Below are 21267 nucleotides of genomic sequence, written 5' to 3'. Positions count from 1 at the left end.
AGAATGAGAGAGTGCATAGAATGGTGTACCCCACGAGACAGAAGGCGATCAACGATATTGCCTCGTGGATCGAGCTGAGATACAATCATGTGCGCCTTCACTCAGCCCTGGGATACCGCACACCTAATGAGGTTGAGCAAGAATTCCTGGGCCTAACCAAGGCAGCCTGAAACACCAAACAAGCAGTGTCCGAAAAACACCCAGCAGCCCAGCCTGAAGCTCGGCGATGGAGGCGGCCAGGGGCTGGTGGTCGAGGTAGCGGAACAGGGTCTGGTGGAAGCGTTCGTTCTTGCCCTGGGTGGTGGGGTGGTAGGGCTTGGAGGTGATGGGGTCGACCCCCAGGGAGCGCACGTGCTCGGCCAGGCGGCCGGCGCGTCCGCGTCGGCTGGGGTTGAGAGCGCTGCCGTTGTCGGTCAGCAGGCGCTGGGGCACGCCTCGGGCGGCGACGCCCTTGTCGAAGACGTCGATGGCTGCCTGGCTGGTCTCGCCTGGGGCGACCAGGGAGGCCACCGCCAGGCGGGAGTGGTCGTCTTGGAGCTGGAAGATGACCACCTTGCGCCCGCCGGCCAGGACGTACTCGGTGGCGTCGAGCTGCCAGCAGGCGTTGGGGGCGGGGTAGACGAACCGTCTCCAGGCCGCCCGTGGTTTCTTGGAAGGCTCGGCGCGGGCGACCCCCTGGTCGCGGAAGAGTCTGGCCAGCCACGCCGGTGAGGGCGCTTTCAGACCCATGGAGGCCATCTTGTCGTGCACGCTGATCGGACCGTGGTCCAGGCCCGAGCGTTCCAGGGCCGCGCGCACCTCCAGGGCCTGGGAACGCACCGCCTCGGGCAGGCGGCTCGGGCTGGAGCGCGGGCGACGCGACCGGGGCTCAAGCACCGCCGCCGGCCCCTCCAGACGGGCTCGGCGCCGCAGGACGTAGAACGTCTTGCGCGTGATGGCGTGCTCGGCGCAGAACGTCGTCACCGCCCCACGAGGCGCGTCATCAGGCCACTGGGCGATCGCCAGACGGACACGAGGATCAACACTACGGTTCTTACCTGGGCTCACCCCTCAATCCCAGACCACAAGTGTCACCACCAGGACCCCCCAAAGTGTCACCGATGTCCTGACACACAACTGTCACCCATGACCAGAGACATAACACTACGCGAAACATGCCCGGCTCGGCGATGAAGGGAAACCGTCAGGCGAGGTTGCTCCACTGGGCCGTGCCGTCGGTGAAGGTCTGGCGCTTCCACACCGGCAGGCGCTTCTTGACCTCCTCGACGATCCGGCTGCAGGTGGCGAAGGCCTCGGCGCGGTGGTCGGAGCTGACCGCGACCGCGAGGGCCGCGTCCCCGACGGCGAGGTCGCCGACGCGGTGAACGACGCCCAGGGCGCGTACCCGGCCGGCCCCTGCGACGTCGTGGGCGATCTGCTCGACGACCTGGCCGGCGGTGGGGTGGCAGGAGTAGCCGATGCCGGTGACGGCGCGCTCGGCGTCGTGGTTGCGGACGACGCCCTCGAAGGTGACGACGGCACCTGCGGCAGCGTCGTGGACGGCGTCGGCGAGCTCGGTGACGCTGATGGGCGCCTCGGTGACCTCGGCGCGTACGACCCGAGCGGGCCGGGCGCTGCGGGGGCTGGTGCTCACGAAGGTCTCCTCGTCCTGGGCGTCGTGGTGAGGACCGTGCTGTGACACTGTTGAGGTCGGTTGACGTCATGGCTGACGTCACGGTTGACATGACGGCGCTCTCGGTCGCGAGCATACCTATGCGCTCCGGGCGGGCCGAACCGGCATGATAGGGATGCGACGGGGCCACGATCGCCTCGGACCACCGACTCACCTGTCAGCGACTCACCTGGCAGACCGAGAGGTGGCGAGCGACGATCAGCCCGTGGCTCGATCGGGTTCGTGGAGAAAGGACCGCTATGGCGCAGCTGATTCCCCTGGAGGACTACGTCGCCCAGGTGCTGGAGTCGCTCGTGCCCCTGAAGGGCGAGCGCGTGGCGCTGGCGGAGGCGCACGGGCGGGTGCTGGCCGAGGACGTGGCCGCCGCCGTCCCGGTGCCACCGTGGACGAACTCGGCGATGGACGGCTACGCGGTGCGCGCCGCGCAGACGAGCGGTGCCTCGCCGCAGGCGCCGGTGGTGCTGCCGGTGGCCGGGGACGTGCCGGCGGGTGCCGCACCGGCCCCGCTGGTCCCTGGCAGCGCGCAGCGGATCATGACCGGGGCGATGCTGCCCGAGGGCGCCGACGCCGTGGTCAAGGTGGAGGACACCGATCAGGCTGCCGGCCCGCACCCGTTGCCGGGGCGCGTCGAGATCCGCGTGGAGGTCGGGCCGGGAACGAATGTGCGCGGCGCCGGAGAGGACGTGCGCGCGGGTGACCCGGTCATGGCGGCGGGGACGAGGCTGTCCGCGACCGGCCTCTCCGCCCTGGCCTCCGTGGGGCTGGGTTCCGTGCGGGTGGCGCCGCGGGTGCGCGTGGCCGTGGTCTCCACCGGCGCCGAGCTGCGCGACGCCGGGCAGGAGCTCGTCCCCGGCACGATCCCGGACTCCAACGGCCTGCTGCTGGCCGGTCTGGTCGCCGAGCACGGGGCCCTGTGCACGGGCGTGGACCGAAGCGTCGACACCGCCGAGGATCTGGCGGCGGTGCTGCGCCGGGCCGCGGACGGCGCCGACCTCATCGTCACCTCCGGGGGCGTGTCCGCGGGGGCCTTCGACCCCTTGACGATGCTGGCGCAAGTCCGGCCGGGCGAGGACGCGCCGGTGAGCCTGGACTTCGTCAAGGTGGCCATGCAGCCGGGCAAGCCCCAGGGCCACGGCTGGGTGCGCGCCGACGACGGTCGGCGGGTCCCGATCATCTGCCTGCCGGGCAACCCGGTGAGCGTGCTGGTCTCCTTCACCACGATCGTGGCCCCGGCGCTGGCGCGCCTGGCCGGACAGGATGCCGGTGGGAGTAGCGGTTGGAATGCCGGGATGCCCCAGGGCCGCCCTCGGCCGGCGGCGCGTGCGGCGGTGGCCTGGCGGACGCCGCCGGGTCGGCGCCAGCACGTGCCGGTGCGCTTCACCTCCCCGCCCGATCACCCCACCGCTGCGGGAGACGGGTCCGGAGGCCCGTCCGGCAACGATGCCAAAACCGGCGAGGGCCTGCCCTGGGTGACACCCACCCACCGGCTGGGCTCGGGCTCGCACCTGGTGGCCTCCCTGCCCGCCGCACAGGCGCTGGCGGTCGTGGGCGCCGAGGTGGAGGCGGTCGACGTCGGCGACGAGCTGACTCTCATCCCCCTGTCCGGATCGGTCCCACCGGTGCGCGCGGACGCACTTTAGGGCCCGCGGACGGCCCCCGCGGGTGCGCCGTCAATGCCTATGGTGCGCCCGCGACGAGCAGCCCACGCCCTCTCACCACTCAAGGAGCCTCCTCATGGAACCCCGTCCCGAGATCACCCTGACCCACCTCGATGAGGCAGGCGCCACCTACATGGTGGACGTCACCGCCAAGACCCCGACCGTCCGTGAGGCCCGGGCCACGGCCTTCGTGGCCTGCTCGGAGGCGATCGTGACCGCGCTGCGCGAGGGCACGGTCCCCAAGGGCGACGTGCTCGCCGTGGCGCGCATCGCCGGGATCGCGGCGACGAAGAGGGTCCCCGAGCTGCTGCCGCTGGCGCACGTCATCGGCGTGCACGGGGCGCGCGTGGACCTGGAGGTCGCCGACGGCGGCGTGCGCATCGAGGCGACCGTGCGCACGGCCGACCGCACCGGGGTGGAGATGGAGGCGCTCACCGCCGCCACCGTGGCGGGCCTGGCGATCGTCGACATGGTCAAGGGCGTGGACCGCGGCGTCGAGCTGCGCGAGGCCAGGGTCGTGGCCAAGTCCGGGGGCCGCTCCGGGGACTGGGTGCGCGGTGACGGCGCCTGACCGGCCAGCGGACCGCGGCCCCAGGGCCACCGGCACCGACTCTGCCGCCTCTGCCGCGGGCACGGCCGCTCCCCCTGGTGGGCTCGGCCTCATCGACGTCGTGGTGCTGGCCGGGGGGACCGGCAGGCGGCTGGATGGGGCCTCCAAGCCCGACGTCGTCGCCCACGGGGCGCGCCTGCTCGACCACGTCCTGGCCGGTCTGGAGCAGCTGCGGGGACAGGACCTCCTGCTGGGGAGAGTGTGCGTCGTCGCCCCCGAGCGGGTGACACTGCCCGACGGCGTCCTGCGGGCGCTGGAGGACCCGCCGCTGGGCGGGCCGGTCGCCGGGATCGCGGCCGGACTGGCGCGCCTGAGCCGGGGCGAACCGGCTGCCGGGCCGGCCGGCGTCCTCACCTGCGACGCCCCGTCCTCGTGGCGGGCGCTGCCGGCCCTCGCCGAGGCGCTGCGTGACGGCGAGCCGGAGCTCGACGGCGTCTGCGCCCGAGGCGACGGCCACGCCCAGTACCTGCTGGGCCTCTACCGCCGCCAGGCGCTGTACGAGGCGGTCGCCCCGGGCGGGACGCCTCGACGCGATACGGCCGTCCGCCGAGTTCTCGGGTCCCTGCGGGTCACGGCACTGCCCGTGCCGCAGGGCGTCGTGCGGGACCTGGACACGTGGGCCGAGGTCCGCGCCTGGGACTCCAGGATGCCGGAGTAGCAGGTCCTCGCCACCGTCACCGCGGTAAGACAGCGGTGAGGCGGGCGGCGCGGGGCTCAGTGGTCGCCGCCGCCGAGCTGCTCGAGGACGTGGGGCACCAGGGGGCCGACGACGGCAACGGTGTCCTTGACCCCGCCGCGCGAGCCGGGGGCGTTGACGACCAGGGCGCCGTCGTCGCCGCGGGAGGTCACCCCCACCAGGCCGCGCGACAGGCCGGCCAGCGGGGTCTTGCTCAGGCCGTGGGCGCGGATCTGGGCCTCAATGCCCTCCAGCCGGGCCGTCAGCAGCGGGGCCGTGGCCTCCGGGGTGAGGTCGCGCGGCGTGATCCCGGTGCCGCCGGTGGTCAGGACGACCCGGGCGCCGGCGGCCACCGCCCGCGTGATCGCCTCGCGCACCGGCTCGACGCCGTCGGGCACGAGGTCCACGGCGTCGACGACGACGTCGTGCTCGGCCAGGAGACGCTGGGCCAGCGGGCCGGAGAGGTCCTCGCGCTCCCCGCTGACGCAGCGGTCGGACACGGTGATGACGGCGCCCTTGACGGGTTCGGGCAGGGGCACGAGTCCCTTCTGGACGATCGGGGTCTGGCTCATGGGCTCACCGTAGCCCCGCAGTCGTCCTGTGGGCCGAGGTTCGGCCGGACGACGTCGGAACCAGCCGGTCACCAGGATTAAGTGACATCCATTTATCCTATTTTAAGCCATATCTATTCCGCCTCAGAAACCGTTTCTCCCAGCATTCCCAGGAGATGCGACCGCACCCTGGTAGAAGATTCCCCGCCATGCATCATGAGTGATGTGCGTCTCCACGCACTCACCGACACCTATTAGAGACACCTTCACACCGCCTCCGGTCACGGCGCCGTCGCCCAGGTGACCGAGCCCCACATACAGGAGCCCCATGTCCACGCTCGACACCACCGGACGCGTCATCACGGGGTGGAACCCCGAGGAACCCGAGAACTGGTCCGCGAGGATCGCCTGGACCACCCTGGCGATCACCACCTTCTCCCTCATGCTTGGCTTCACGGTCTGGTTCCTGCCCAGTGCCATCGCCCCCAGGCTCAATGAGATCGGCTTCCACCTGACCACGAACCAGACCTACTGGATCACCTCCATGCCGGGGCTGTCCTGCGGGGCACTGCGCCTGGTCTACATGTTCCTGCCCGCCACCATCGGCACGCGCAGGATGATCGGCTGGTCCTCCCTGCTCTACATCCTGCCGATGCTCGGCTGGTTCTTCGCGGTGCAGAACCCGGGCACCTCCTTCGGGGTGCTGCTGGCCCTGTCCTTCACCTGCGGCATCGGGGCCGCCACCTTCTCCGGCTACATGCCCTCGACCGGCTTCTACTTCCCCAAGCGCCTGGCGGGCACGGCCCTGGGCCTCCAGGGAGGCCTGGGCAACATGGGCATGAGCGTCATCCAGCTGGCCGCCCCCTTCCTCATGAGCACGAGCCTGCTGGGCCTGACCTGGGTCGCACCCCACCACGAGGGCGCCCCCATGGTCGTCAACGCCACCGTGTTCTTCCTGCCCTGGTCCCTCATCGCGGCCGCACTGACCTTCCGCTACATCAAGGACGTCCCGGTCAAGGCCAACATCAAGGAGCAGATGGACATCTTCGGCAACGTCGACACCTGGCTCATGACAGTGCTGTACATCATGACCTTCGGCGTCTTCTCCGGCTTCGCCGCCCAGACCGCCAACATCATCAACACCAACTACGGCGCCAAGTCCCACCTGGCCGGGAGCTTCGCCGCCTCCGACCTGCCCCAGGGCGCCTCCTACGCCTTCATCGGCACCCTCATCGGCTCCTTCCTGCGCTTCGCCTGGGGCCCCCTGTGCGACCGCTTCGGCGGGGCCATCTGGACCTTCGTCTCGGCGATCGGCATGGCCGTCACGATGGCCTGGTGCGGCTACCTGGTCGCCAGCGCGGACGACCCGGCCGACTTCACCGTCTTCATGGTGGGCCTGCTGGCCATGTTCTTCTTCGCCGGCGTCGGCAACGCCTCGACCTTCAAGCAGATGCCGATGATCATGCCCAAGCGGCAGGCCGGCGGCGCCATCGGCTTCACCGCGGCCGTAGCCTCACTGGGTCCCTTCCTGGTGGGGATCGCGCTCACCCTCATGCCCACCCACGTCTTCTTCTACGGCTGCGCGGTCTTCTGCGTCGTGTGCGCCGTCATCTGCTGGGTCCGCTACGCCGCGCCCGGCGCCAAGCGCCCGGGCTGACCCTCCCGCCCGCCGCCACCAGCCTAGAAGGCCCCTTTCACGAACCAAGGACCACTGATGACTACCACCGGCACCCAGCCCACCGGCCCCGGGATCGTCCCGGGCCCCGACCACCAGGTCGAGGAGACCCCCGGACTGTTCACGCTGGGCTCCTACCTGCGTCGGGGGCAGGCCTCGGCCGACGCCCGCCGCCTGTTCCTGTCCGGCGGGCGCGAGTCCGACACCTTCTACCGGCACCGGTGGAGCCACGACAAGATGGTTCACTCCACCCACGGGGTCAACTGCACCGGATCGTGCGCCTGGGAGGTCTATGTCTCCGACGGCATCATCACCTGGGAGAAGCAGATCACCGACTACCCCACCACGGGGCCGGACATGCCCGAGTACGAGCCCCGGGGCTGTCCGCGCGGCGCGGCCTTCTCCTGGTACACCTACTCCCCCACGCGCATCCGCTACCCCTACGTGCGCTCGGTCCTGCTGGACGCCTTCCGCGCCGCGAAGGCCGCCAACGACGACGACCCGGTGGCCGCCTGGGCGCAGGTCACCGGCGACCCGGCCACCGCCGCGGCCTACAAGTCCGCCCGTGGCAAGGGCGGCATGGTGCGCGTGGGCTGGGACGAGGCCATGGAGATCGTCGCGGCCGCCTACGTCCACACCATCCGCACCTGGGGCCCGGACCGCATCGCCGGCTTCTCCGTCATCCCGGCCATGTCCCAGGTCTCCTACGGCGCCGGCGGGCGCCTCCACGAGCTCATCGGCGCCACGATGCTCTCCTTCTACGACTGGTACGCCGACCTGCCCCCGGCCTCCCCGCAGGTCTTCGGCGACCAGACCGACGTCCCCGAGGCCGGGGACTGGTACAACTCCCAGTACCTCATGATGTGGGGCTCCAACCTGCCCCTGACCCGCACCCCGGACGCCCACTTCATGACCGAGGCCCGCTACCACGGGCAGAAGGTCGTGGCCGTCTCCCCGGACTACGCCGACAACACGAAGTTCGCCGACCAGTGGCTGCGCGTGGCCCCGGGCACCGACGGCGCTCTGGCCCAGGCGATGGGGCACGTCATCCTCAAGGAGTTCCACGTCGCTCGCCGCGAGCGCTTCTTCCTGGACTACATGCGCCGCCACACCGACTCCCCCTTCCTCATCGGCCTGGAGCCCTCCCCCGACGGCACCGGATACGTGCCCGGCCGCTTCGTGACGGCCTCCGACGTCGACGGCGTCGCCACCGGCGCCCCCAGGAACGAGTTCCGCCCGCTCGTGTGGGACCGCAGGCGGGGCCCCGCCGACCCCGGCGGGACCCTGGCGGACCGCTTCACCCCCGAGGGCGAGGGCCGGTGGAATCTGCTCATGGAGGGCGTCGACCCGGTCATGAGCATCCTGGACCTGCACGGCCAGGGCCCCCGGGTCCAGGCCGCCGAGGTGCTCCTGCCCCGCTTCGACCTACCCGGCTCGGCCACCCCCGAGGGCTCCGTGGGCGGGGGCGTCGTGCGCCGCGGCGTCCCGGTCACGCGGATCGGGGAGCGCCTGGTCACCACCGTCTACGACCTGCTCCTGGCCCAGTACGCCGTCGAGCGGCCGAGCCTGCCGGGCCACTGGCCCGCGGACTACCGGGACGCCACCGTGCCGGGCACCCCCGCCTGGGCCAGCGAGATCACCGGCGTGCCCGGCCCGGCCATCATCCGGGTGGCACGCGACTTCGCCCTCAACGCCGTGGAGTCCGGGGGCCGCTCCCAGATCGTCATGGGCGCCGGCATCAACCACTACTACCACGCCGACCAGATCTACCGGACGATCCTGGCGCTGACCTCCATGTGCGCCACCCAGGGCGTCAACGGCGGCGGCTGGGCCCACTACGTGGGTCAGGAGAAGGTGCGCCCGCTCAGCGGCTTCCAGCAGTACGCCTTCGCCCTGGACTGGCACCGCCCGGCCCGGCAGATGATCTCCACCGGCTTCTGGTACATCACCACCGACCAGTGGCGCTACGACACGACGTCGGCCGAGCGCCTGGCCTCGCCGCTGGGGCCGGGGAGCCTGGCGGGCAAGACGACGACCGACACGATGGTCGAGGCCATGAAGCGCGGGTGGACCCCGTCCTACCCGACCTTCAACCGCAGCCCGCTGCTGCTGGGCCAGCAGGCCGCCGAGGCCGGGATGGACCCCAAGGACTACGTCGTCGAGCAATTGCGCTCCGGTGAGCTGCGCTTCGCCTGCGAGGATCCCGACGCCCCCGAGAACTTCCCGCGCATCCTGTGCTCGTGGCGCACGAACCTGCTGGGCAGCTCGGCCAAGGGTACGGAGTTCTTCCTGCGCCACATGGTGGGGGCGGACAACGACGTCAACGCCGTCGAGACCCCGCCCGGCCAGCGGCCCGCCTCGGTGACGTGGCGCGAGCAGGCCCCGGTCGGCAAGCTCGACCTCATGTGGACCGCGGACTTCCGCAACACCTCCACCACCCTGCACTCCGACGTCGTCCTGCCTGCGGCCACCTGGTACGAGAAGCACGACATCTCCTCGACCGACATGCACCCCTTCGTGCACTCCTTCAACGCGGCCATCGACCCGCCGTGGGAGGCGCGCACCGACTTCCAGGTCTTCCAGGCCCTGGCCGGGCTCATCTCCGCCTGGGCGCCGCGCTACCTGGGCACCCAGACCGACGTTGTGGCCGCACCGCTCAACCACGACACCCCCGACGCCATGACGATGGCGCACGGCGACGTCTCGGCCCTGCCCCAGGAGTGGGTGCCGGGGGTGACGATGCCCAAGCTCGTGCCGACCCAGCGCGACTACACCCAGATCCGGGCCAAGTTCGATGCCCTGGGGCCCCTGGCCGAGAAGCTGGGGCTGCCGTGCAAGGGCATCATGCTCAGGCCCGGCCCGGAGGTGGAGCGCCTGGCCCGCAACCACGGGGTCTCCACCGACGGCGAGGCGGCCGGCCGGCCGCTGCTCGACACCGACATCCGCGCCGCCGACGCGATCTTCGCCCTGTCGGGCACCACCAACGGGCGCATCTCCACCGAGGGCTGGGAGACGCTGTCCCAGCGCACCGGCACCACGCTGGTCGAGCTCAGCGAGGAGGAGGCCGGCAAGCTCATCTCCTTCGCCGACACCCAGGTCAAGCCCCAGGGCGTCATCACCTCCCCGGAGTGGTCCGGCTCGGAGCACGGCGGACGGCGCTACTCGGCCTTCGTGGTCAACGTGGAGCACGCCAAGCCCTGGCACACGCTGACCGGGCGCATGCACTACTACCTCGACCACGACTGGCTGCGCGACATGGGTGAGGCCCTGCCGGTCTTCCGACCGCCGTTGGACTTCCACGCCCTCTACGGGGAGGCCGCCCCCGGCTCGGTGGGCACGAGCCGGGCGGGCACGGCCGAGGTGGCGGTGCGCTACATCACCGCGCACAACAAGTGGGCCATCCACTCCCAGTACTTCGACAACCTGCACATGCTCACGCTGGGACGCGGGGGCCAGACCATCTGGATGAGCCCCCAGGACGCCGACAAGATCGGCGTCAAGGACAACGAGTGGGTCGAGGCCTACAACCGCAACGGCATCGTGGCGGCCCGGGCCATCGTCTCCCACCGCATCCCCGAGGGCATGGTCTTCATGCACCACGCCCAGGAGCGCACCATGAACACCCCGCTGACCGAGTCCAGCGGCCGGCGCGGGGGCACGCACAACTCGCTGACCCGGATCGTGCTCAAGCCCAGTCACTTCGCCGGCGGCTACGCCCAGCTGTCCTACGCCTTCAACTACATCGGCCCCACGGGCAACAACCGCGACGAGGTCACGCTCATCCGTCGCCGCAGCAACCAGGAGGTGACGTTCTGATGAAGGTCATGGCCCAGATCGCGATGGTGATGAACCTCGACAAGTGCATCGGCTGCCACACCTGCTCAGTGACCTGCAAGCAGGCCTGGACCAACCGCGAGGGCACCGAGTACATGTGGTTCAACAACGTCGAGACCCGTCCCGGCGTCGGCTACCCCAGGGGGTGGGAGGACCAGGACACCTGGCGCGGCGGCTGGGAGCGCACGGCCTCGGGCCGCCTGCGGCCCCGCTCGGGCGGGCGCCTGCGCCGGCTGGTCAACATCTTCGCCAACCCCGAGATGCCCACGGTCGAGGACTACTACGAGCCGTGGACCTACGAGTACGACCGTCTGCTCTCGGCGCCCAAGGACTCCCCGGCCCTGCCGGTGGCCCGGGCCCGGAGCCAGCTGACGGGCGAGTACATGTCCACGATCCAGTGGGGCCCCAACTGGGACGACGACCTGGGCGGCTCCATGGAGACCCTCCAGCAGGACCCGGTCATCGAGGCCATGGGCACCAAGGTGCGCACCGACATCGAGTCGGCCTTCATGTTCTACCTGCCGCGCATCTGCGAGCACTGCCTCAATCCCACCTGCGTGTCCGCCTGCCCGTCGGGCGCCATGTACAAGCGCACCGAGGACGGCATCGTCCTGGTGGACCAGGACGCCTGCCGCGGCTGGCGCATGTGCGTGTCGGCCTGCCCCTACAAGAAGGTCTACTTCAACCACACCACCGGCAAGGCCGAGAAGTGCACCCTGTGCTACCCGCGCCTGGAGGTCGGTGAGCCCACCGTGTGCTCGGAGACCTGCGTGGGTCGCCTGCGCTACCTGGGGGTCCTGCTCTACGACGCCGACCGGGTCTCCCAGGCCGCGGCCGTCAAGGACCCGCAGGACCTCTACATGGCTCAGCGCGAGATCCTCCTCGACCCCCACGACCCGCAGGTCGTGGCCGGCGCGCAGGCCGAGGGGATCCCCGCCAGCTGGGTGGAGGCGGCGCAGGCCTCCCCCATCTGGGACCTCATCGACACCTACGAGGTGGCCCTGCCCCTGCACCCCGAGTACCGCACCATGCCGATGGTCTGGTACATCCCGCCGCTCTCCCCGGTCGTCGACGAGGTGGCCGCCGCCGGCCTGGACGGCGAGGACCACAAGGTGCTGCTGACGGCCGTCTCCGAGATGCGCATCCCGCTGGAGTACCTGGCGGGCCTGTTCACGGCCGGTGAGACCAACACGGTCGAGCTCGTGCTGCGGCGCCTGGCCGCCATGCGCTCCCACATGCGCGACGTGCGCCTGGGCCGCGAGCCCGACCCCGCCATCGCCGCCGCCGTGGGCCTGAGCGGGCAGAGGCTCGAGGCCATGTACCGTCTGCTGGCCATCGCCAAGTACGACGACCGCTACGTCATCCCCACGGCCAAGCCCGAGGTCCCGCGGGGCATGGCGGACATGGGCGACGACGTGCGGACCCTCCTGGGTGAGGGGGCGCCGGCGGGCTGCCACCCCGACGTCGCCTCCTTCCACGGCCAAGGCGGCGCCGGCAGAGTGAACGGAGGCCCGGTGAGCCTGCCGCTGCCGACCGTGCGCCGCGAGCCGGTGCCCTCCGCCGGGCCCGGGCTGCCGGGGATGCCGGAGGTCGGCGTGCCCGAGGTCATCGGCCAGGGGTCGCAGGGGGCGACGACGCGAGTCGGCACCCGCACGGGCTCACGCGGCGCTACCACCGGTTCCCGTACCGCCTCGACGGCCGGTTCGGCCCGGCCCGTCCCGAGGGACCGCTGACGATGGTCTCCTTCGTCCGTGCCCCGCGAGTCCTTGAGGCCCCCGTCGAGGTGCCCCTGGACGCCTCCCAGCGCGCCACCGTGCACATGGCGGCGGCCCTGCTCCTGGACTACCCGGTCGAGGGCACCCTGCCCGGGCGACTGGACGCCGTCGAGGCCGAGCTGGGCCGACTGCCCGTGGAGGTGGCCGTCCTCCTGGAGGAGTTCATCGGTGTGGCCAGGCGCCGCGGCGAGCGGGCCATGGCCGAGCACTACGTGGAGGTCTTCGACCGACGTCGGCGCTGCTGCCTGTACCTGACGTACTACACGGTGGGCGACACCCGTCACCGGGGCGCCGCGCTGCTGGCCTTCAAGCAGGCACTGGCCGCGGCCGGCTACGAGATGGCCGCCGACGAGCTGCCCGACTACCTGCCGGTGGTCCTCGAGCTGTCCGCACGCAGCGGCGACGAGGTGGCCGACGCGCTCCTGTCCTCCCACCGCGAGGGCATCGAGGTGCTGCGCAGCGCCCTGGCCGACGCCGCCTCCCCCTACGCGGGGCTGGTGGAGGCGGTCTCGATGACCCTGCCGCGGATCGATGAGGCCACCGCCGAGCGCGTGCGCGCCCTGGTGGCGGCCGGCCCGCCCACCGAGACCGTCGGCGTCACCAGCACCCTGCCCTTCCCGAGCGTTCCCGTACGCCACCCGAACCTGTCCGGCCCGCCGACGACGCCGGCCCCCCTCACCGATAGCCAGGAGAGCATGACATGAGCCCGATTCAGCAGAACCTCCTGTGGGTGGCCCTGCCCTACGCCAGCCTCGTGCTGCTGGTGGCCGGCATGGCCTGGCGGTGGCGCACCGACCAGTTCGGGTGGACCTCCCGGTCCTCCCAGTGGAACGAGTCGCGCATCCTGCGCCTGGCCTCGCCCCTGTTCCACCTGGGCTTCCTCATGGTCATGGGCGGGCACGTCGTCGGGCTGCTGGTGCCCAAGGACGTCACCGAGATGCTGGGCGTCTCCCAGCACATGTACCACCTGGGCGCCACCTACCTGGGCACGGCGGCGGCCATCATGACGATCCTGGGCCTGGCCGGGCTCATCTACCGGCGCGTCGTCGTCAAGAGCGTGCGCCTGGCCACCACCCGCAACGACCTGGTCATGTACTGCTTCCTCATCGTCCCGGTCCTGCTGGGGGCGGCGGCCACGGCCCTCAACCAGCTCACCGATGAGCACGGCTACGACTACCGCGAGACCATCAGCCCCTGGCTGCGCTCGGTGCTCATGCTTCAGCCGCGCCCCGAGCTCATGAGCGACGTGCCGCTCTCCTTCAAGCTCCATATCATCGCCGGTTTCCTGCTCCTGGCGGTCTGGCCCTTCACCCGCCTGGTCCATGCGGTCTCCGCGCCCGTGGGCTACGTGACCCGCCCTTACGTGGTCTACCGCTCCCGCGAGGCGGCCACCTCCACCACCGCCCCCTCACGCGGATGGACCCCCGTGCGCACCCAGGGAACCGGCAACCAGGGACTCAACGACGTCACTCCCTCCCAGGGCGCCTGAGCCGGGCTCCCCCGACCTCGACAAGGAGACTTGGATCCATGAGTATCACCCGCCGCGCGGCGATCGCCGCCGTCAGCATGGTCTCCGCCTTCTCGCTGGCCGCCTGCGGCGGCGGTGCCGGTAACAACTCCACCGGCGCCGCCACAGGGGCGGGATCCGGAAGGGCCACGGGCAAGGTCACGGTCCTGGCCGCCGCCTCTCTCCAGGGCGCCTTCGAGGAGATCGAGAAGACCGTGGAGAAGGACAACCCCGGCCTGGACGTCACCTTCGACTTCCAGGGATCCCAGGACCTCGTGTCCTCCCTGGCAGGCGGCAACAGCGCCGACGTCCTGGCCACCGCCAACACCTCCACCATGAAGGACGCCGCGGACCAGAAGCTGGTCGGCGAGCAGACCGAGTTCGCCACCAACGTCCTGACCCTCATCGTCCCCAAGGGCAACCCCAAGAGCATCACCGGCCTGGACTCCTCGCTCGACGGCGCCAACCTGGTCGTCTGCGCCCCCGAGGCTCCCTGCGGCGAGGCCACCCAGAAGCTCGCCACTGCCCTGGGCGTCACCCTCAACCCGGTCTCCGAGGAGCAGAAGGTGACCGACGTGCGCGGCAAGGTCGAGTCCGGTGAGGCCGACGCCGGCATCGTCTACACCACCGACGCCGCGGCCGCCAAGGACAAGGCGGACAAGATCGACATCCCCGACGGCGGCGTCGTCAACCACTACCCGATCGCCCAGACCGCCAGTCCCGAGAACCCCGAGGGCGCCAAGGTCTTCATCGACGCCGTCACCGGCAAGGTCGGCCAGGAGGTCCTGGCCAGGTACGGCTTCGGGGCTCCCGGTGCCGCCACTGCCGGGGCGAGCACCGGTGCCGGCGGCGCTCCGTCTGCGGCCGCGACCGCCGGTGAGTCGAGCTCCCCGGAGGCGGACAGGCCCACCGTCGAGACGACCGCCCCATGAGGGCCCGCGCCCCTCGCGTGTGGGGCGGGCACGAAGGCGCGTTCCCGGATCACGCCGCTCGCGCAGCACACGCTGTAGACGCTGTAGACATGGCTGGGTGAACCCGATGCCCTCCACCGTGCGACCCTCACAGCAGTCGCGACCCGCCCGCGCCCCGACCCGGCGCGGGCGGGCTGCTCACTCACCGCTGCCGGTGCTGGTCACGGCGCTGGCGGTCCTGGGCGGCTGCGCGATCATTCTTCCCATCGTGGGTATGGGTACGCGCGTGTCCTGGGGGCAGCTGCCCCAGCTGCTGGCGACGCCGTCGGCCCGGGCGGCCCTGTGGCTGTCGCTTCGCACCTGCCTGGCCTCCACGGCGGCCTGCGTGGTGCTGGGCGTGCCGCTGGCGCTGCTGCTGTCCCGCAGCTGGCCGGGGGTGCGGCTGGCGCGGGTCCTGGCGGTCCTGCCGATGACGATGCCGCCGGTGGTGGCCGGAATCGCGCTGCTGTCGACCTTGGGCAACCGCGGGATCCTGGGTGCCCAGCTGCGCCAGTGGGGCCTGCCCGTCGCCTTCTCCACCACGGCGGTCGTCATCGCTCAGGTCTTCGTCTCCATGCCCTTCCTGGTGGTGACCCTGGAGGCGGCGCTGCGCAGCCGCGACGGGCGGGCCGAGACGGTCGCCCGGAGCCTGGGGGCGGGGCCGTGGCGGGTCCTGGTCCGGGTCACGCTGCCGCTGGCGGCCCCGGCGCTGGCTCGCGGCACCGCCCTGGCCCTGGGCCGGAGCCTGGGCGAGTTCGGGGCGACGATCGCCTTCGCCGGCTCCAAGGAGGGGGTCACCCGCACGATGCCGCTGGCTATCTACCTGGAGCGGGAGAAGGACACGGCCACCTCACTGGCTCTGGCGGCCGTGCTCATCGGCCTGTCCTTCCTCATCGTCGGGGCGACCACCGTGGACTGGTCCCGCCTGGCCGGCTCGCTGCGCCCCGCCCCTGTGGACGGGTCCGAGGGAGTGCCCCCGTCGGCACCCGCTGCTGACTCCGACGGCGCCGCCGCGGGCTCGGCGGGCCCCCGCTCCTCCGCGCCGGCCGGGGGCACCGGGCGAGGCCAGGCCCTGCGGGTCGCCTTCGAGCTGGAGGCGCGCGACGTCGTCGTCGACCTGGAGGTGGGGGCCGGGCGCACGGTGGCGCTCATCGGGCCCAACGGATCGGGCAAGTCAACGGTCTGCTCCGTGGTGGCGGGCCTGCTGGACGCCGAGCGCGGCCGGGTGGTCCTGGGCGGGCGGGTCCTGGACGGCCCCGGACGCTTCGTGCGGGCGGGGCGCCGTCGGGTGGCGCTGCTCAGCCAGGACCCGGGGGTCTTCACCCACATGTCGGTCCTGGGCAACGTGGTCTTCGCGCTGCGCTGCCAGGGGGTGGGCCGGGGCGAGGCGGCCAGGCGGGCCCGTGCCGAGCTGGCCGCCGTCGGGGCCGCTCACCTGGCCTCCCGCTCCGGAGGCGCGCTCTCGGGCGGTCAGGCCGCCCGCGTGGCCCTGGCCCGGGAACTGGCCACGGGCCCGCGCCTGCTGGTCCTCGATGAGCCGATGTCGGCGCTGGACGTCACGGCCCGCCAGGAGATGCGACGCCTGGTGGCGCGCCGGTGCGCCGAGGAGGGCCTGACGCTGCTGCTGGTGACCCATGACGTCCTGGACCTGACGGCACTGGCCGAGGACGTCGTCGTCCTGGACCGGGGTCGGGTGGTGGAGCAGGGGCCGACGGCGCGGATCCTGTCCGCACCACGCTCGGACTTCGTCGCCCGCCTCACCGGGACGGCCGTGCTCACGGGCCTCCTCGACGGCGAGGCCGGGAGCCCGGCCCTGAGGCTGCCCTCGGGGCGGCTCGTTCACGGTCGCCCGCAGGAAGACCCTGCCGAGGATGCCGAGGACACAGAGGACCGTCGGGTCGACCGGGGCGAGACCCTTGATCCCGGAGCACCCGGTATCGCGCTGGTGCCGCCCGACGCCGTCGCCCTCTACCGCGAGGCCCCGCACGGCAGCCCCCGCAACTTCCTGGCCTGCCGGGTGACGGGGCTGGAGCGATCCGGGGCGCTGGTGAGCGTGCGCCTGGAGCTGGAGGAGGGGCGGTATCTGTCGGCGGCCGTCACCGCGGGGGCCGTGGCCGAGCTCGGCATCACCGAGGGCCGGGAGGTCTTCTGCGTCATCAAGGCGGTGCAGGTGCGCATCGTGGGCCGCCGCCGCTGAGTGCCCCGTCTGACGGCTTCTTGCCGCCCCTTCCAGATATGCATATATTTATGTGCATGCCCAGTAAGAACGTGTACGTCGCGGAGTCCGACCTGCCTCTGTTCGAGCGGGCCTCCCGCCTGGCGGGCGGCATGTCCGCCGCCGTTGCGGCCGGACTGCGGCTCTACCTGGCACAGTACGAGAATCAGCGGGAAGGAGCGGGCATGGAGACCATCGAGCTGAAGGTGGACGACGGCAACGTGGTGACGACCAAGCGATTCACCGGACGTCCTCTGCTCCGCTGGGAAGTGGGCGAGGGACTGCGCACCTCCACCTTCCGCATATACGCCACCGCCCGTGGCCAGTACGCCGTGTACACCCGCGATGACCCGGACTGGTCCAGGATGTCCAGCGAGGACGAGGACTCCCCGTTGTGGGAGAACCCTGAGACCTGGAACAGTCAGTGGTGGCGCTCCAGGCGCCGTCGGCTGCGCGTCTTCGCAGACATCGCCAGCATGCGCGGCGAGCTGCCCGACGATCTGGTCGACGAGCTCGAGCACCTGGGTGACCGGCCTGCGATCGAGGACCTGGACATCTGACCGACACCGGACAGCCACACGGTGGAGGTCAGTGGCGTCGCAAGAGCAACGGCAGGAGGAGACCATGGGCGCAGCGGGCGCGGGCAGCAGGAGCGACGTCTGCAAGTCGGTCATCGCCGATGAGCGTCTGCGGCCGCTGAGCCGTGAGGAGCTGGAGCGCTACCGCCGCAACGCGCTCGTACCGCAGGTGGGGATCGTGGGGCAGCAACGCATCCGGGCCGCCCGGGTCATGCTCATCGGTGCCGGCGGGCTTGGGGCGCCGGCCGCCCTGTACCTGGCGGCCGCCGGGGTGGGCACGATCGGCCTCATTGACGACGACGACGTCGAGGTCTCCAACCTGCAGCGCCAGGTCATCCATACGAGCGCCGCCGTGGGCCGACCCAAGGTGGACTCGGCGGCCGAGGCGATCCGGGACCTCAATCCCGACGTCGAGGTCGTCGCCCACCGGATCCGCTTGACCACGGAGAACGCCTTGGAGCTGCTGGGCGGCTGGGACGTGGTCATCGATGGCACGGACAACTTCCCCACGCGGTACCTGGTCAATGACGCGGCCGTCATGCTGGGGCTGCCACTCGTGCACGGGGCGGTGCTGGGCTTCGACGGCCAGGTGGGGGTCTTCGACGCCCGCCGGGGTCCGTGCTACCGGTGCCTGCATCCGACGCCGCCGCCCGCGGGCTCGGTGCCCTCCTGCGCCGAGGCCGGGGTGCTAGGGGTGCTGCCCGGGATCATTGGGACGATGCAGGCCGCTGAGGCGCTGAAGCTCATCATCGGGGGTGCGGAGCCGCTGCTGGGACGTCTGGCGATGCTGGATGCCTGGGGGGCGCGCCTGCGGGAGATCCCGGTGGCGAAGAACCCCGCCTGCCCGGTGTGCGGGGCCGGCCCGAGTATCACGGAGCTGTCAGCGAAGACTGAAACCTGCACAGTCCTCCGGGCGCCCAAGCCAGGTCCCCGCCAACGCGCCAGGATCGATTCCCCCCGGCCGCCCCGGAGCTCCGAGTCCGACCCCGGCGTACGTCTCCGGGATCAGGAGGAAGAGGAGGCGTCATCAGGATCGGCGGAGGACAGGGTCTCCGCCGCGGAGCTCCGGGAACTCCTGGAAGGCGCCGAGCCGCCGGCGCTGCTGGATGTGCGGGAGGATGTCGAGGTGGCGCTCGAGCCGATGAAGGGGGGCCAGCACATTCCACTGCGCGAGGTGGTGGCGCGGATGGGCGAGCTGGACGCGGGCCGGCCGACCGTGGTCGTATGCGCCGCCGGGGTGCGTTCGGCCCGGGCCATCGAAGCACTGAAAGCGGCCGGCTACCCGGGGCGACTCTTCAACCTCGACGGCGGGATGAGGGCTTGGGCCGCCTGCGTTTCTCCCTGGGGGCGGTAGCGGATGGGGGCTTGCCCCTGTCCGGGATGCAAGGATGACTCCTGGGACGATGCTACCGAAGCCTTCTGCCGCGACCTGGAGGGACTGATCAGATGCCGGGAATGCTAGGTAACCGATACGCCCGGGGCGCGGTGGTGGTGTTCGGTGGGGTCCTGCTCATGTCCTTCGATGCAGCCCTCATCCGCGCTGTCGACCAGCCGGCCGGGGTGTTGTCGTTGTGGCGCGGCGTGCTGATATGCACTGCCATGGTGCTGGCGGCAGCAGTCTGCCACGCTGCTGGAGTAAAGCAACGCTGGGACAACGAGTGGGCTGCCTGGGGCAACGGACTGATGTTCGGGATAGCATCGGTGGCGTTCGTGTATTCCATCGAGAACACTTCCGCCGCTAACACGCTTTTTATCATGGCGACCATGCCGGTATGGTCGGCGATTCTGGGACGAGTGTTTCTCCGGACCAGTATCGACCAGCCGACAGTCCTGGCGATCCTGGCATCGCTGGCCGGAATAACGGTCATCTTCGCTTCACGGCTGTCCAGCGCCGCAGGTCGGGGAGAACTGCTGGCCCTGCTGGCTGCCGTGTCGATGAGCGGCGGCTTCGTGTGCTCCTCCAGACGCCGCTCCAGCCCCTTCCTCGCCACAGCGGTCGGTGGGGCGCTGTGCGCACTCACCGCTGCCGCCCTTCTACACGGGGTCGAGGTTCCTGACGAGTCCTCCTCATGGCTGCCTCTGGTAGCCGAGGGCTTCGTGGTCATGCCGGTCGGTCTGGTCTGCTTGTCCGTTGGGCCGAAGCTCCTGCCCGTGCACCATGTGGCGATCTTCGTGTTGGCGGAGACGGTGCTGGGCCCGGTGTGGGTGTGGCTGTTCTTCCATGAGAATCCAGGGGCGGCTTCGCTCGTAGGTGGGTCGGTGGTCATCGGAGCGATCATCGGCCTCAACATGTACTACATTCGCCGCTCAAGGAGGGAGGGATCAGGTGCGACTTGATAGGCGTGACATGGGGGAGAACTCACCAATTGTCAAGTGTGCTGCGGTAGTTCTCCGTGAGAAGAGCGTACTGCTTGTACGCAAGCGTGGTACGACCGACCTCATTTCTCCTGGAGGTAAGCTGGAGAGGGGAGAGTCGCATGTCGCCTGTCTCGGCCGCGAGCTTCATGAGGAGCTCGGGGTCTCGTTGGTGTCGGCCACCTACTTTCGTACCTATGATGACGTCTCCATCTTCGACCGGAACAGGATGATCACCCTATTCGTCTACATATGCGATATTGTGGGCGACCCGATCCCTCACTCTGAGATCGAGGCCGTAGAGTGGGTTCCCGTGACCTGCTCGCCAGGTGATGGGTCCACCTTTCAGAGCAGGGTTATACCTGATATTGCAAGGATGCGTGGTCAATGCTGAGCAGCCCGGTGGGCGTGGTGACAGACCTGGACGGGACTGTCGTCTTCGGCGGAGTCGCCGATCCCCGGCTGGTCCCTTTTCTCAGGCGGGCCGCGGGACGTGAAGACATATCGGTCATCGTGGCGACCTCGCGTGCACCCCGAGGAATGGCCGAGGTACTGGGGGACGCCGTGACCTGCTTGGAAGGCTCGGTCTGCCTCAACGGGGCTCTCTTGCGCCTAGGAAACAAGGAGAGGCACTATCCCATGAGGGCGGAGCACGTCCGCGCCGTCGTAGATGCCGCCTTCCGCGCGGGCATGCCCCTCTACGTGGACCAGGGCCATTCTTTCACTGCACTGGCAGGGCATGACCCTGTCGCAGAGCCGTGGTCAGGAGAGGTATCTGCAGCGGTCTCAGATTTCGTTGCGTCTCCAGGGACAGCGGCGGGGAAGGAGAGCCGACGAAGGAGCAGCCAAGATTCCGAAACGGCACCGGGCTTCTGGGACGGCCTGGAGCACATGCGGGACTACCCGGATGGCAAGTGGTACACCGACCCGGCGCGAGTACCGACTGAGGACGTGCTCAAGGTGACGGTCGTCAGCAGGAAGTACCAGGGCCGTGCGGGGCAGGACATCATCAGGCAGAGGATTGCCGATCCGCTACAGGGAGCGGCTGGTCCGGCTACGAGGGCTGGAGTGCGTGGTGTTTCTCGGACAGGGGGAGTTTTTCTTCCCGTGAGTCGATAGGATGGAGACCATGCCAGCAGCGAAATACTCAGAGGAGTTCAAGGCCCAGGTCGTGCGTGAGGTCATTGAGAAGGACCGCACGATCGCCTCGG

General features: G+C 70.6%; 18 protein-coding genes and 1 pseudogene. 16 read left to right on the top strand and 3 right to left on the bottom strand.

Translation table 11 applies throughout. The features are described 5' to 3' along the window. Nucleotides 1–20: 20 nt before the first annotated feature. Nucleotides 21–170: an integrase core domain-containing protein gene (locus HCR68_RS12810; RefSeq protein WP_167150080.1), complete on the top strand. Its 150-nt coding sequence runs from the start codon at nt 21–23 to the stop codon at nt 168–170. 43 nt (nt 171–213) lie between these two features. On the opposite strand, the pseudogene HCR68_RS12805 reads toward HCR68_RS12810, so the two are convergent. Next, nucleotides 214–963 (bottom strand): annotated as a pseudogene (locus HCR68_RS12805) (DDE-type integrase/transposase/recombinase); the annotation flags it as partial. 220 nt (nt 964–1183) lie between these two features. Next, nucleotides 1184–1633 (bottom strand): molybdenum cofactor biosynthesis protein MoaE, encoded by a 450-nt coding sequence (locus tag HCR68_RS12800; RefSeq protein WP_167150078.1) that lies wholly within the window; start codon nt 1631–1633, stop codon nt 1184–1186. A gap of 278 nt (nt 1634–1911) precedes the next feature. On the opposite strand from HCR68_RS12800, the gene glp reads away from it, so the two are divergent. The 3 genes from glp (at nt 1912) to HCR68_RS12785 (ending at nt 4598) form a co-directional block, all read left to right on the top strand. Next, nucleotides 1912–3312: a gephyrin-like molybdotransferase Glp gene (gene glp / locus HCR68_RS12795; protein ID WP_167150076.1), complete on the top strand. Its 1401-nt coding sequence runs from the start codon at nt 1912–1914 to the stop codon at nt 3310–3312. Nucleotides 3313–3406: 94 nt separating this feature from the next. Next, complete coding sequence (gene moaC, locus HCR68_RS12790; protein ID WP_167150074.1) at nt 3407–3901, top strand: cyclic pyranopterin monophosphate synthase MoaC; 495 nt, start codon at nt 3407–3409, stop codon at nt 3899–3901. Nucleotides 3902–3992: 91 nt separating this feature from the next. Then, nucleotides 3993–4598 carry an NTP transferase domain-containing protein gene (locus HCR68_RS12785; RefSeq protein ID WP_208320611.1) on the top strand — a complete coding sequence of 202 codons (606 nt, stop codon included), beginning with the start codon at nt 3993–3995 and terminating at the stop codon, nt 4596–4598. A gap of 56 nt (nt 4599–4654) precedes the next feature. On the opposite strand, the gene HCR68_RS12780 is transcribed toward HCR68_RS12785, so the two are convergent. After that, nucleotides 4655–5188 carry a MogA/MoaB family molybdenum cofactor biosynthesis protein gene (locus tag HCR68_RS12780; protein ID WP_167150070.1) on the bottom strand — a complete coding sequence of 178 codons (534 nt, stop codon included), beginning with the start codon at nt 5186–5188 and terminating at the stop codon, nt 4655–4657. Between the two features lie 307 nt (nt 5189–5495). Here HCR68_RS12780 and HCR68_RS12775 point away from each other — a divergent pair, with 307 nt between their 5' ends. The 12 genes from HCR68_RS12775 to HCR68_RS12720 all read left to right on the top strand — a co-directional run bounded on the left by HCR68_RS12775 (nt 5496) and on the right by HCR68_RS12720 (nt 21175). Continuing rightward, complete coding sequence (locus tag HCR68_RS12775; protein WP_167150068.1) at nt 5496–6824, top strand: NarK/NasA family nitrate transporter; 1329 nt, start codon at nt 5496–5498, stop codon at nt 6822–6824. 57 nt (nt 6825–6881) lie between these two features. Continuing rightward, a complete protein-coding gene (locus HCR68_RS12770; RefSeq protein ID WP_167150065.1) occupies nt 6882–10658 on the top strand; it encodes a nitrate reductase subunit alpha in 3777 nt (1258 codons plus the stop codon). Next, the gene (gene narH, locus HCR68_RS12765) at nt 10658–12409 is read left to right on the top strand and encodes a nitrate reductase subunit beta (protein WP_167150063.1); all 1752 of its coding nucleotides are present in this window, start codon (nt 10658–10660) and stop codon (nt 12407–12409) included. The genes HCR68_RS12770 and narH overlap by 1 nt, the downstream gene beginning before the upstream one ends. A 2-nt stretch (nt 12410–12411) precedes the next feature. Then, nucleotides 12412–13155 carry a nitrate reductase molybdenum cofactor assembly chaperone gene (gene narJ, locus HCR68_RS12760; RefSeq protein WP_167150061.1) on the top strand — a complete coding sequence of 248 codons (744 nt, stop codon included), beginning with the start codon at nt 12412–12414 and terminating at the stop codon, nt 13153–13155. Then, nucleotides 13152–13940 (top strand): respiratory nitrate reductase subunit gamma, encoded by a 789-nt coding sequence (narI, locus tag HCR68_RS12755; protein WP_167150059.1) that lies wholly within the window; start codon nt 13152–13154, stop codon nt 13938–13940. The genes narJ and narI overlap by 4 nt, the downstream gene beginning before the upstream one ends. A gap of 38 nt (nt 13941–13978) precedes the next feature. Beyond that, the gene (gene modA, locus HCR68_RS12750) at nt 13979–14890 is read left to right on the top strand and encodes a molybdate ABC transporter substrate-binding protein (RefSeq protein WP_167150057.1); all 912 of its coding nucleotides are present in this window, start codon (nt 13979–13981) and stop codon (nt 14888–14890) included. A 106-nt stretch (nt 14891–14996) separates the two neighbouring features. Continuing rightward, on the top strand, nt 14997–17105 hold the full coding sequence (locus HCR68_RS12745) for an ABC transporter permease (RefSeq protein ID WP_167150082.1): 2109 nt from the start codon (nt 14997–14999) through the stop codon (nt 17103–17105). A 56-nt stretch (nt 17106–17161) separates the two neighbouring features. Beyond that, nucleotides 17162–17683 (top strand): EXLDI protein, encoded by a 522-nt coding sequence (locus tag HCR68_RS12740; protein ID WP_167150055.1) that lies wholly within the window; start codon nt 17162–17164, stop codon nt 17681–17683. 64 nt (nt 17684–17747) lie between these two features. Continuing rightward, a complete protein-coding gene (moeB, locus tag HCR68_RS12735; protein ID WP_167150053.1) occupies nt 17748–19055 on the top strand; it encodes a molybdopterin-synthase adenylyltransferase MoeB in 1308 nt (435 codons plus the stop codon). A 92-nt stretch (nt 19056–19147) separates the two neighbouring features. Then, nucleotides 19148–20038: a DMT family transporter gene (locus HCR68_RS12730; protein WP_167150051.1), complete on the top strand. Its 891-nt coding sequence runs from the start codon at nt 19148–19150 to the stop codon at nt 20036–20038. Between the two features lie 10 nt (nt 20039–20048). After that, nucleotides 20049–20450, top strand: a complete 402-nt coding sequence (locus HCR68_RS12725; protein ID WP_243859117.1) for an NUDIX domain-containing protein — start codon at nt 20049–20051, stop codon at nt 20448–20450. Continuing rightward, on the top strand, nt 20444–21175 hold the full coding sequence (locus HCR68_RS12720; protein WP_243859116.1) for an HAD hydrolase family protein: 732 nt from the start codon (nt 20444–20446) through the stop codon (nt 21173–21175). The genes HCR68_RS12725 and HCR68_RS12720 overlap by 7 nt, the downstream gene beginning before the upstream one ends. The last annotated feature ends 92 nt before the right edge of the window (nt 21176–21267 follow it).

The organism is Actinomyces sp. ZJ308 (genome assembly GCF_011752065.1).
In the GTDB taxonomy this organism is placed as follows: Bacteria; Actinomycetota; Actinomycetes; order Actinomycetales; family Actinomycetaceae; genus Actinomyces.
This window is presented reverse-complemented; position numbering and strand designations above follow the sequence as displayed.

What these genes read in the sequence shown, in the direction of transcription:
- modA (WP_167150057.1), top strand. Translation starts at nt 13,979, where the DNA reads ATGAGTATCACCCGCCGCGCGGCGATCGCCGCCGTCAGCATGGTCTCC.
- narI (WP_167150059.1), top strand. Translation starts at nt 13,152, where the DNA reads ATGAGCCCGATTCAGCAGAACCTCCTGTGGGTGGCCCTGCCCTACGCC.
- moeB (WP_167150053.1), top strand. Translation starts at nt 17,748, where the DNA reads ATGGGCGCAGCGGGCGCGGGCAGCAGGAGCGACGTCTGCAAGTCGGTC.
- HCR68_RS12775 (WP_167150068.1), top strand. Translation starts at nt 5,496, where the DNA reads ATGTCCACGCTCGACACCACCGGACGCGTCATCACGGGGTGGAACCCC.
- HCR68_RS12770 (WP_167150065.1), top strand. Translation starts at nt 6,882, where the DNA reads ATGACTACCACCGGCACCCAGCCCACCGGCCCCGGGATCGTCCCGGGC.
- narH (WP_167150063.1), top strand. Translation starts at nt 10,658, where the DNA reads ATGAAGGTCATGGCCCAGATCGCGATGGTGATGAACCTCGACAAGTGC.
- HCR68_RS12730 (WP_167150051.1), top strand. Translation starts at nt 19,148, where the DNA reads ATGCCGGGAATGCTAGGTAACCGATACGCCCGGGGCGCGGTGGTGGTG.
- glp (WP_167150076.1), top strand. Translation starts at nt 1,912, where the DNA reads ATGGCGCAGCTGATTCCCCTGGAGGACTACGTCGCCCAGGTGCTGGAG.
- HCR68_RS12745 (WP_167150082.1), top strand. Translation starts at nt 14,997, where the DNA reads ATGCCCTCCACCGTGCGACCCTCACAGCAGTCGCGACCCGCCCGCGCC.
- HCR68_RS12720 (WP_243859116.1), top strand. Translation starts at nt 20,444, where the DNA reads ATGCTGAGCAGCCCGGTGGGCGTGGTGACAGACCTGGACGGGACTGTC.
- narJ (WP_167150061.1), top strand. Translation starts at nt 12,412, where the DNA reads ATGGTCTCCTTCGTCCGTGCCCCGCGAGTCCTTGAGGCCCCCGTCGAG.
- HCR68_RS12780 (WP_167150070.1), bottom strand. Translation starts at nt 5,188, where the DNA reads ATGAGCCAGACCCCGATCGTCCAGAAGGGACTCGTGCCCCTGCCCGAA.
- HCR68_RS12810 (WP_167150080.1), top strand. Translation starts at nt 21, where the DNA reads ATGGTGTACCCCACGAGACAGAAGGCGATCAACGATATTGCCTCGTGG.
- HCR68_RS12725 (WP_243859117.1), top strand. Translation starts at nt 20,049, where the DNA reads ATGGGGGAGAACTCACCAATTGTCAAGTGTGCTGCGGTAGTTCTCCGT.
- moaC (WP_167150074.1), top strand. Translation starts at nt 3,407, where the DNA reads ATGGAACCCCGTCCCGAGATCACCCTGACCCACCTCGATGAGGCAGGC.
- HCR68_RS12740 (WP_167150055.1), top strand. Translation starts at nt 17,162, where the DNA reads ATGCCCAGTAAGAACGTGTACGTCGCGGAGTCCGACCTGCCTCTGTTC.